The 10770-nt window shown below is 66.5% G+C and carries 6 protein-coding genes and 5 pseudogenes; 8 read left to right on the top strand and 3 right to left on the bottom strand.

Translation table 11 applies throughout. The annotated features are described in order from the left end of the window. The first annotated feature begins 198 nt into the window (after nucleotides 1–198). The 3 genes from AC061S_RS43640 (at nucleotide 199) to AC061S_RS43630 (ending at nucleotide 1463) form a co-directional block, all read left to right on the top strand. Complete coding sequence (locus AC061S_RS43640) at nucleotides 199–426, top strand: hypothetical protein (protein ID WP_478691440.1); 228 nt, start codon at nucleotides 199–201, stop codon at nucleotides 424–426. 70 nt (nucleotides 427–496) lie between these two features. After that, entirely contained in the window at nucleotides 497–919 is a 423-nt protein-coding gene (locus AC061S_RS43635; RefSeq protein ID WP_478691439.1) for a hypothetical protein, read from the top strand. An 88-nt stretch (nucleotides 920–1007) separates the two neighbouring features. Beyond that, nucleotides 1008–1463 carry a hypothetical protein gene (locus AC061S_RS43630; protein WP_478691438.1) on the top strand — a complete coding sequence of 152 codons (456 nt, stop codon included), beginning with the start codon at nucleotides 1008–1010 and terminating at the stop codon, nucleotides 1461–1463. Nucleotides 1464–1878: 415 nt separating this feature from the next. Here the strand turns inward: AC061S_RS43630 and AC061S_RS43625 are convergent. The 3 pseudogenes from AC061S_RS43625 to AC061S_RS43615 form a co-directional block, all read right to left on the bottom strand. Then, nucleotides 1879–2181 (bottom strand): annotated as a pseudogene (locus AC061S_RS43625) (integrase core domain-containing protein); the annotation flags it as partial. 4 nt (nucleotides 2182–2185) lie between these two features. Continuing rightward, nucleotides 2186–3591 (bottom strand): annotated as a pseudogene (locus AC061S_RS43620) (IS30 family transposase). A 72-nt stretch (nucleotides 3592–3663) separates the two neighbouring features. Further along, nucleotides 3664–4322 (bottom strand): annotated as a pseudogene (locus AC061S_RS43615) (IS3 family transposase); the annotation flags it as partial. A gap of 1007 nt (nucleotides 4323–5329) precedes the next feature. On the opposite strand from AC061S_RS43615, the pseudogene AC061S_RS43610 reads away from it, so the two are divergent. From AC061S_RS43610 to AC061S_RS43590, 5 genes and pseudogenes are all read left to right on the top strand, one after another. Next, a pseudogene (locus AC061S_RS43610) lies at nucleotides 5330–5584 on the top strand (DUF5655 domain-containing protein); the annotation flags it as partial. Between the two features lie 59 nt (nucleotides 5585–5643). Next, nucleotides 5644–6855 carry a tyrosine-type recombinase/integrase gene (locus AC061S_RS43605; RefSeq protein ID WP_478691437.1) on the top strand — a complete coding sequence of 404 codons (1212 nt, stop codon included), beginning with the start codon at nucleotides 5644–5646 and terminating at the stop codon, nucleotides 6853–6855. Between the two features lie 71 nt (nucleotides 6856–6926). Further along, nucleotides 6927–9308, top strand: a complete 2382-nt coding sequence (locus AC061S_RS43600; RefSeq protein WP_478691436.1) for a tyrosine-type recombinase/integrase — start codon at nucleotides 6927–6929, stop codon at nucleotides 9306–9308. Next, nucleotides 9305–9844 (top strand): hypothetical protein, encoded by a 540-nt coding sequence (locus AC061S_RS43595; protein ID WP_478691435.1) that lies wholly within the window; start codon nucleotides 9305–9307, stop codon nucleotides 9842–9844. The genes AC061S_RS43600 and AC061S_RS43595 overlap by 4 nt, the downstream gene beginning before the upstream one ends. Before the next feature lie 54 nt (nucleotides 9845–9898). After that, nucleotides 9899–10552 (top strand): annotated as a pseudogene (locus AC061S_RS43590) (DUF5655 domain-containing protein); the annotation flags it as partial. Between the last annotated feature and the right edge of the window lie 218 nt (nucleotides 10553–10770).

Here is a 10770-nt window from a genome sequence, read left to right as displayed (position 1 = left end):
CCGCGCGGCCCTCTCGGCGTCGGTCAAACCGCCGCCCTGCGCGTACCTCACAGCATCAGGGCTACCGGAACGACCCGGACGCTGTCAGGCGAACAGCCCCGACATCACCCAATCAAGTTCAGTAGCGGCCTGAGCGCCAGTTCCAGTTCACTGGTTCCCACTACTGAGGCTGAGGGAGCACCTCCGAAGCCCGAGTGGATGAATCCCAACAGCGGGGTCAAGGCTCCGGACGCCATCCCCGTCGCTGATGAGAACGGCAACCTGGTCAAGAACAAGGACGGCAGCCTGTTCATGGTTAGCCCCCTCATGCCCAAACCCACCAAGCACAACGGCACAACCAAGGGTGGACAGCGGAGCGTCACGGTTGACAAGGACGGCAACGTCACCGAGACGGTAACAGTCGAGCGGGTACGGCCCCGGCCGTAACAGAATGGTTGGTGCGGGGTGTGGATGGGCACACCCCGCACCAACAGGCGACCACCGTACGGAGACTCACGTGGACGAGCAGCGCAGTAGCACAACACGTACCGCTTCGTGGATATCCGGCATCGTGGCAGTGGGCACCGCGGTCTACGCTGCCCTGCTTCTCCTGATTGCAGACCCGGGCGCGCTGCTGTTCGGTCTCAAGCGTGGTTCGTTCACACCGTTCCTCATAGTGGCTGCGGTCGCTTGGTCTGCGTGGCTTCTGCTCTGGCTCAGGAGAAAGCACAAGGGTGTGGTCTGGGCACGCGCAGCTGTCGGAGGGGGTTGCGCGGTGTCGGTCCTGGCTCTCTGCTTGTGGACCTTCGTGGGAAACGAGCGCACCGAGCGACACGAGATCGAGCTCGAACAAGGTCAGTTCTATGGCTCGGAGTCTCCGTCCAACACCCCAGGCAACTCCAGGCCAGATCCAATCAGCACGCAGGCTCCGCTGCGATAAGGACCTGTTTGTGACCCGTCGATGACAGGGTCCGAAGAAGTCTTCATTCGGACTGTGCAACGTGGACGGGGGTTCATAGCATCTGGGCATGCCGGAGATATGGATCAGCCTGGATGCTTCGGACCGACGCAGTACCTGGGTGTGGACCGGGTTTCTGACCTTGGTTTGGGCAGCCGTTGCGGCCGCGATCATGCTGTCGGCAGGACCGGAATCCCCGGGTGTGGAGCGTTGGCCGTGGGCCGGAGGGCTCAGCGCGTTCTGGCTGGCCGGGGTTTTCCATCTGGTCAACCGCGCATATAGCAGGACGCTCCTGACGCCTGAGCGGATGGAGTTTCGTACTTTCGTCAGTCGGCGGTCGATCCCATGGGGTGAGATCACAGGGATCGAGAAGAAGGTTCACCAGATCCGCGGAGGGTTCTGGTGGGAGCTGCGTGCCCACCGTGTCCGTGGTCGGGCGGTCGCGATACCCGGCACCTTCTCCAGTCGTGAAGCTGACGCCGGCTTAGCTGGCTGCGCTGCGGAAGCACTGGGTCGTCTCTCGTGAGGCGAATGTGCTCGCGGCCGGTCGGATCACGGTGGATGCCTTGGGCATGGCCGGGGGCGCTGGTGCCGAGGGCGAGACGGTAGGCGAGGCGGGGGACCGTCTTCGCCGCAAGCCGCGGCTGATGGTCGCAGTGCTGGCTGTCGCCGTCATCACCGCAGTTATTGGGGTGGTGGCGTTGCCCGTGCCGTTTCAGTTTCTTCCGCAGCTGGTTGGGGTGCCCGTCATCGTGTGGTTGATCCACAGAGACAGGCGAAATACCCCTGGTTGAGGGTGGAAGAGATCCAGGCTGGTGCCGCGGGCTCAGGCCCCGGGGGGCAGGGACTGAGCGGCGAGGGGGCGGCCAGTATGGGCCTTCTTCTGGGTGATGCGTCGGGTCATCAATGTGATGGGCCTCGACCCCGGATTTTGAACACGTCTATGCGGCTTGGGCCAGGGTAGTTGCTGCTCGTTGGAGGGCGTTCTCGTAGGCGATCGGGGACCGCTGGCCGAGGCGGGAGTGCCGGCGGCGGGTGTTGTATCGGGTCAGCCAGCGGAAGGCGTCGAGTCTGGCCTCGCGCTCGCTGGACCAGCCTTTCCGGCCCTTGAGCGTCTCTCTCTTGAAGGCGGCGTTGAAGCTCTCCGCAGCGGCGTTGTCCGCGCTGGAGCCGATCGCGCGCATGCTCTGGCGGACCCCTGCTGACCTGCAGGTTTCCGCGAAGGCCCTGCTCGTGTATTGGGCGAGTTCAACCAGTCGTTGCAACACTGGGCTGTTGCAGCGAGCGTAGCTGCTCTTCGAAGACCTCGGCCGGCGTCCGCCAGCCGAGGACCTTGCGGGGCCGGTTGTTGATTGCCATGGCGACGGCTTCGAGGTCCGTGGACGACCAGCGGGAGAGGTCAGTGCCCTTCGGGAAGTACTGATGCAGCAGGCCGTTCGTGTTCTCGTTCGTGGGTCGTTGCCAGGGCGAGTGGGGGTCGGCGAAGAACACCTTCGTCCCGGTATCGAGAGCAAACTGGGCATGGCCGGAGAGTTCCTTCCCGCGGTCCCAGGTGAGGGTTTTGCGTAGCTGCTCGGGCAGCTGCGCCATCGATTCCGCAAGCGCCGTATTCATCGCGATTGCGCCATAGCCCCCGAGTGAGGGGCCGTTCTTCACGGGCGGATTCTCGCCCCAGCCATCGAGCCGCGGCAGGTGCACCAGGAGCGTGGAGCGGCTGCTGCGCTCGAAAGCGTTCCAATCGCGGAGCGGCCCGTCCCGATAATCAAATCTCCTTCCCAGTGTCCAGGGACCGCGCGGTCCCCGGCCTCGGTGGGGCGTTCACTGAGGATGACGTCCGCGGTGACACGCCCCTGCGGCTTGTTCTGTGACCGTGCACGGGGAGTCCGCAGTGCCCGGCCGGTCCGCAGACACGTAACCAGCTCCCGCTTGAGCGCGCCACGGCCCTCGATGAAGAGCGCCTGGTAGATCGCTTCGTGGCTGATGCGCATGGACTCATCATCGGGGAAGTCGGCACGGAGTCGGTGCGAGATCTGTTCCGGGCTCCACGCCGTCGCCCATCGCCTGTCCTGCCGATGCGGCTTGTTCAATCCCTTCCAGGGGCGCGTCTGGGGCCCGGTGACGATCGTGCCGTCGGGTCGATGGACATTGCCGGCGAGCCGCTCCTGCACGTACTCGCGCAACCTGTCGTTGCCTGCGAGCTTCGCGGTCTTCGGACGCTTCGCGGCCTGCTGCGCTTTCCAATGCGCCACCAGGGCCCGGTAGACCGGTCTGCCGTTCCGGGTCGCCGCGTTGCGGCGCAGTTCGCGTGAGATTGTGCCCGGGTTACGTCCGATCCTGTGGGCGATCTCGCGCACGCCGTACCCCTGGGCGTGCAGCAGCGCGATCTCCTCGCGCTCGGCGAACGAGAGGTAGCGGCCGGTGTGCTCGTCCAGGCTGATGGGCGGCATGCCGCCAGCGTGACGGAACCACCGGGATCCGACCGGACACGAAACACCCACAACCAGCGCGGCCTCTGCCGTCGTCACTCCCGACGCGATCCGCCGCCAGAAGTGCCGCTGCACTGCCCGAGACGGCTCCGGCCGGCCTGGCGAACGCATCGGCGGTCGCATTGCCCGATCCGCCGCCCACTGCCGTCGCCCACCCGCAGGCACCATCGGCAGTTCCTTCTCGTCTCGCCCCATCGCGCACCTCAGTGATCAAGGTTGCGACGACCAATTGAATCCGTCTTGCGACCCGTGATCGGTGTGCATGATCGCTCCGGCCAGGCTCCCGCGGGTTCGCTCGGCGGCCGCCAGGGCGTCAACGACGAGTTCAGTCCGCATGTGGTCGGCGATCGCCCACCCGGCCAGCCGGCGTGAGGCGAGGTCGATGACGGTAGCGAGGCAGAGCGGCTTCGCGCCGCTGACCGGCAGGTAAGTGATGTCGCCGACGTACTTCGTGTTCACCGCGGTGGCGGTGAAGTCACGGCCGAGCAGATCCGGTGCCTTCGCCGCTGCCTGGTCCGCGAGCGTGGTGCGGTGCCGGCGGCGCAGGCGGACTCCCTCGATTCCGATGGTCCGCATGATCCTCGCGACGCGCTTGTGCTTGACCACCGGGCCTCCTCCGTCGCGGAGTTCGGCGGTGATTCTGGGGGCTCCGTAGGTGCCGTCGGAGTCCTGGTGGACCTCGCGTATCCGGACCGCGAGCTCGGCCTCGACGGCTTGGCGGGCAGTGCGCGCGGCTGCGGTGCGGCGCCAGTAGTAGAAGCTCGAGCGGGCAAGGCCGAGGATGTCGCAGAGCCGCTTCACGCCGTGCCGGCGCTGGTGATCTTCAACGAACTGGTAGCGGTTCACCAGCGCGTCTCCGTCGCGAAATACCGGGCGGCCTTGCGAAGAATGTCCCGCTCCGGCGGCGACCGACTTGATCGTCGCTCCCGGCCTCGAGCGGTACAACGCGACCGCGTCCGCCTTGAACTCGGCGGGGTAGTGCTTCATCCCCACGGGGACTCCGTTCTCCTGGACCATCAAGATCCAAGTGTCTCCGGTGTCCAAAACCCAGGGTCAAGGCCCCGCCTGGAACTGACCCGCTACGCGATCCGGGTGGGCCTGATCGAGCCGTAGAAGCGGGGTCGACGCGAGCGGACGTCGATGCGTATGTACGGGGATATGCGTCTTTCGATGAGGAGTGGGCTGCTCTGCAATTGGACGGCCGCCCGATGGACGGCGATGCGGCTCAGTCAGCTGGACCCGGGCGACGGCGGGGCCGGGTAATGCCGCCTTCAAGCTCCGCCAGTGGCTCGGCGCGGACGGGAGCACACCAAGGCCAGCACCTACGAGGCGGCGGATTCCTTGAAAAAGACTTGGCCATGGGAGCGGCGCTCTCGACGCTTGCGGAACTCAGGGCCGGTGGGGATGCACGTCAGGTGCTGCGAACAGCGTGCGGCGTCCGGCGGACACGAGGCGGTCGGGACCGAGGTGTCGATCACCGGTGGAGATGCCTTGACTTGTTTCCGATGACCCATCATGCCGAGTGCGTCGCGATCCTTGAGCCCGTTGGAAAGGGCCTCTGACCTGCAGGTTTGGGCAGTGTGCGTTATGTGCGCTGTGGGCGTTACGGGCGATATCTTGACGCAGATTTGACGCTCGTGACGCACGTTTGACGCACGCCCGGCGTCTTTTCTGATGGGGCGTCAGCATGAAAAAGCCGTCTTCCGTACCAGGGTGAAATCCTGGTGTGGAAGGCGGCTTTTTCGCGCCCGTCGTACTTGGCGAGGCTCCAACCCCGCCCGGGGTCACGGACTTGGGTCCGACTACGTACGGTGACGGTCGTGGCTGGGCTCCCGAGCATCCCGCTGCATACCGGAAATAGATCTAGTCGGCTGCGTGTTGGCGGTAGGTCGGTACGGAGGGGGAGGTGTCGGGCCTGAAGTTGTTCAACACGAAGAGCGGCGTGACCGAGGTCGCGCCGCGTCTGGCTGAGGTCGAGGCCGATGTGCAAGACCTTGTCGAGGCGCACATGCAGACCATGCTCGGGGTCCGGTTCCTGGCCAGCGAGTACAGCACTGGGCCGGTTCACGGCGGCCGGATCGACTCGCTGGGCGTCGACGAGAACGGGGCCCCGGTGATCGTCGAGTACAAGCGGGGCACTGACGCGGACCCGTTGACTGAACTACTGGCGGAGTATTCGCAGGTCAGTGACCTTGTAGCCGAGGCGTCGTTGAGTCTGCCATGGAGGCATCTCGAGACCTGGCGGCCCTTTCTGTCCCCCTCGTCGGGGAACTGGCGGCCATGGACGATCCGTGGGAGCCATACCGGCTCATTGACCCGGCCGGGGAGCCGGTCGAGGCAGCTCGCGCATTCCTGCGGGACCTGCAGGGAGCCGGTCGTTCGGCGGCGACGGCCCGTTCCTACGGGATGGACATGCTGCGCTGGTTCCGCTTCCTCTGGGCCGTCGAGGTGCCATGGGACCGAGCGAGCCGGATCGAAGCGAGAGACTTCTCCCGCTGGCTTCAGGTCGCCGGACAGCCGAGGCGTCCGCACTGGCGACGCCCGAGCGAGGCGGGCCGGTGGGCCGCGGGCGGCAAGCCGTACGCACCGTCGGTGCGAGCGCACAGTGAGACGGTGCTACGGGGTTTCTACGACTTCCACCGCGACATGGGCACCGGGCCGGTCCTGAACCCGTTCCCGCTGGACCGATCACGCCGCGGTCGGCGGGCTCACGCCCACCGCAACCCGATGGACCCGCTCCGCAACGAACGCACCGGGCTCTACCGGCCGAGGGTGCCCAAGCGGGTGCCCCGCAGTGTCCCAGACGAGGAGTTCAACGAGATCTTCGCCCGGCTTCCGTCGCACCGGGACCGGGCCCTGGTCGCCTTCTATATCTCCACTGGCGCCCGCGCCAGCGAACTGCTCAGCACATGGCAGGCCGGCGCCGATCCAGGGCGCCAGCTGATCTCGGTGGTCCGCAAGGGCACCCGCGAGGTCCAGGAACTCCCCGCCTCGACTGACGCGTTCGTCTGGCTGCGGCTCTACCAGCTGGAGCTGGACGATGAGATCCCGCGCGGGCGACGTCTCCCGCTGTGGTGGACATTGCGCTCGCCGTCGAGGCCCCTGACCTACCACGCGGTTCACCGCATGTTCGAGCGGGCGAACGCCAAAGCGGGAACTTCCGCGACGCTGCACGCGTTGCGGCACACCGCCGCCTACCGCATGGCCGAGGACCCCAGCCTCCCTCTCACAGATGTCCAATTCGTCCTTGGCCACGCCCAGTTGACTACGACACAGCTGTACCTCACGCCTCGCAAGGAAGTGGTGATCCGGCGACTGCTAGCCCACCATGCCGAGCAAGCACGACAGGCAGCTGCCCGCATCGCCCCGCCTCCGGCCGCCGACTACCGGCCGGAGAGACTCGATGTGCTGTTCGGAACCGGTGCCCGGTGACTATCACCTTGTCGGCGAATGCCGGCTCTCCCACACCGGTTGCGGGAACGCTGCCTCGGCCCACCCGCACCATGGCCGCCCAGCAGCGCTTCCCCGCCCGAACCGTTCCCGACAAATGGCCGGGCACAGAACGCCCCCGCACCGAGGCGGCCCGGTTGTTGTCCCGTCCGCCCTACACGCTGGATAACCCTGGCAGCGAACCGAAACACAGGCACGGCATCGTCATGGTGTTGGACTGGCTGGAAGACCAGCCGGGACAGACGTGGCAGGAACGGTGGCAGGCCAGCGGCATCGAACAGACCGGTGCCGCCTGGCGGCCGATGATCAATCAGTGGCTGCACGAGCACGACTTGAAGGCAGCCTGGCGCATGCCGGCGGTTGGCCTGGCCCTGACGACGGTGATCAGTGCTGATCTGCTGCGACCGTCGGTGGACTGGCTGGCCGCCGGGGCCAGCCGCCGAGGCGTTCTGGTTCGTTCCATCGCTCGCATCCGCGACCCGCGGGGATTCGAGCGCCTGCGGGAGCTGGGCGCGTCAGCCCAGGACGTACGGTCGCCCAACATCAGCGCGGCTCTCTGCCGCGGCGCCCTCATCCTCGCGGCGAAGGGCGGAACGCTGACCGACATCACCGTCGGCGACGTCCTGGAGCTCTTCGAGACCCAGGCCGCGGTCCTCAAGCGGATGACGTCGGGGACCGAGGTGTTCTACCGGCTGCTGCACCAGCTCGGAGCCCTCGGCGAGGATGCCCCGCAGAATCTGCGCGAGGTCCGCAACCTGGGACAACGGACCCCTGAGGAGCTGATCGACCGCTACGGCCTGTGCTGCCGTCCCGTCCGTGACCTGCTGGTGGACTACCTCCGTGAGCGCCAGCCCGCGCTGGACTACAACAGCTTGAAGTCCCTCTCCTACCACCTCGGCAAACGCTTCTGGCAGGACATCGAGCACCACCACCCCGACGTCGACAGCCTCCGTCTCGCTCCGCACATCATCGGGCAGTGGAAGCAGAGGATTCGCACCAAGGACAAGACCGTCACCGGCCCCGACGGCCGAAGCACGAGCACCAAGGTCGAGAGGCTCAACCACCGGGACACTCTCACCCAGGTGCGGGCCTTCTACCTCGACATCGCCCAGTGGGCACTGGAAGATCCCGGCCGCTGGGGCCCGTGGGTGGCACCCAGTCCGGTGAGGGGTGACGAGCTGGAGAACCGCAAACTGCAACGACGACGCAAGGCGAGGATGGACGCCCGCACCCGTGAGCGCCTGCCGGTCCTGCCGATCCTCGTCCGCACGGTCGACCAGCGCCGCAAGGACGCTGCCGCGGTACTGGAAGCCGCCCGGCATGCCGGCCCCGGCGAGGTGTTCACCGCTGCCGGCCAGCAACTCGTACGCGCTGTGGTTCCGCACGGAACGGCCGGCAGGATCTGGGCCGAGGACCCACACACCGGCAAACGCCGAGATCTAGGACTCGAGGACGAGCGCGCCTTCTGGACCTGGGCCGTAATCGAGGTCCTGCGGGCCACCGGCATCCGCATCGAGGAACTGCTGGAACTCAGCCACCACAGCCTGATCCAATACCGATTGCCCACCACCCGTGAACTCGTCCCCCTCCTACAGATCGCCCCGTCCAAGACGGATACCGAGCGCCTCCTGCTGGTCAGCCCCGAACTCGCCGACGTCCTGAGCGCCATCATCTGCCGAGCCCGGGATACCACCGGCGCCGTTCCCCTGGTCCGCTCCTACGACCGCGGCGAATGCACCTGGCAAGAGCCGGCCCCACTGCTGTTCCAGCGGCGCATCTGCGGCGAGGACCGCGCGTTCACCGATGAAACCGTCCGCACCATGCTCGACCAGGCGCTCATCGACACCGGCGTGACTGATGCCACCGGTGCCCCACTCCGCTACACACCGCACGACTTCCGACGGCTGTTCATCACGGACGCGATCCTCAGCGGGCTGCCGCCGCACATTGCCCAGGTGATCGCAGGCCATCAGGACATCAACGTGACTCTCCGCTACAAGGCTGTCTATCCCGAAGAGGCGATTCAGGCGCACATGGCCTTCCTCGCCCGCCGCCGCTCCCTCCGCCCGAGCGAGGAATACCGCGTTCCCACCGATGATGAATGGCAGGAGTTCCTCGGCCACTTCGAGCGGCGCAAAGTCTCCATCGGTGCCTGCGGCCGCGCGTTCGGCACCCCCTGCATCCACGAGCACGCCTGCGTGCGCTGCCCGATGCTCTGGCCCGAGCCTGCCCAGCGCGAGCGGCTCGTGGAGATCCGCGACAACCTCATCTCCCGCATCGCCGAAGCCGAGCGCGAAGGCTGGCTCGGTGAGGTCGAAGGACTCAAAGTCAGCCTCTCCGGAGCCGAGGATAAGCTCGCCCAAGTTGACCGGCATCCCCGCCAAAGAACCGTCGTCGGTCTCGGCATGCCTGTGACCAGGAGCGAGAATCATTGAATACCGACACAGCCCACGAAGAACCATGCCGCGATCTCAGCACTTGGACTATCGAGCGTCTCCAGGCATTCGCCACGGACGCTCGCGGCCGGGAACTTGAGGGAGTGCGAGTCGTCGCGCAGGCACACGCCTACCGCTCCGACCAGCCTCTCGAAACCCGTCGGCAGTGGGCCAAGCTGTCGTTGTTGGCCAACGAGCGTATGCATGGTGACGGTCCTGCGGATCAGGTGCGCGAGGCCAATCAGAACTTCATGCTCCGGATGTGGATCATCGACCAGCTCGGTCCCGACAGCAAGGACCCTGACTGGAGCCCCGAGACGTTGGCGTCTGACACCCTGGGAGCACTGGCTCTCGCACCTTCTGAAGCCGGTGCTCTCGCCGGCCAATGGCGTGATCTGGCCATCGAGCAGATCCGTGAGCTGCGGTGGCACAAGATCCTGACGGCGCATCTCGACAGGCTCGTCAATCACCTGCGGCCCGGCCCAACACGGGATCAACTTCTCGTCTGGACGGAAACCCGCCGACTCCTACCCTGATCGAATCCGGTCGGCGAAGGAGGACGCTGGGGCCTCAAGCCGAAGTTCAGAGAAGGCGTGATCAACCAGGGCCTCTTCTACATGGCTTGGTTGCTCGATCACCGGGACACGTTCCGGCACCTGGTTCGCGACCGGCTCGGGGCCCACGCCGCGGCCCAGGTGCTCTGGAGCGCACCCAGACTGATCTGCGTGGCCGGCGACTTCACCCGCTACGACATCCACGCCGTCCGCGAGCACCGGCACGCCATCGACCTGGTCCGCTACCGGTACTTCGGCAGCGAGCACGTCGGCCTTGAGACGGTGGCCTCGTTTCCGGGCCGTGCCACCGGGGTCCGGGTGGGCAGCCGAAACAGGGGCACAGCGAGGACGCAGCGGACTGCCGCCGGGGACGGGGGTATGTCGGAGCTGGCGATGGCCCTGGACGAGGTGCTGCTCGGGCTCGGCGAGGACCTCACCAAGGTCACGAACCAGACCTACACAGCCTACCGGCGGATGCAGAACTACGCCTGCCTGGTCCCGCCGAAGAAGGCCAAGCTGCTGGTCTACCTGAAGGCCGACCCGGCGACGGTCGACCTCGTGCCCGGCTTCGCCCGGGACGTGACGGGGCTGGGCCACCACGGAACTGGCGACCTGGAGCTGACGCTCCAGTCCGAGCAGGACCTGGAGCGCGCCGCCGACTACTTCCGGCAGAGCTACGCATTGGCTTGAGGTGCCGCATGGCAGGGAGGGATGAGCGACTGGGGTCGTGTTGCTTCCTCTCGATGGTTCGGGCAGGGGTGGCGGTGGATTTCTAATGGTCGAAGCCGTAAAGAATCAAGGTGCGGGTGTCGCCGGGGCATCGGGCGGGGCGACGGCGTTGAGCATCGCGGTGGCGGTCGTGAAGCGCATTCCGGCGGGCTGGACGCTGTAGCCGTGCTTTTCGAGCA

The sequence above is a fragment of the Streptomyces sp. CA189 genome (genome assembly GCF_056428985.1).
The sequence above is the reverse complement of the archived record's forward strand: the minus strand, read 5'-3'. Positions and strand labels throughout refer to the sequence as shown.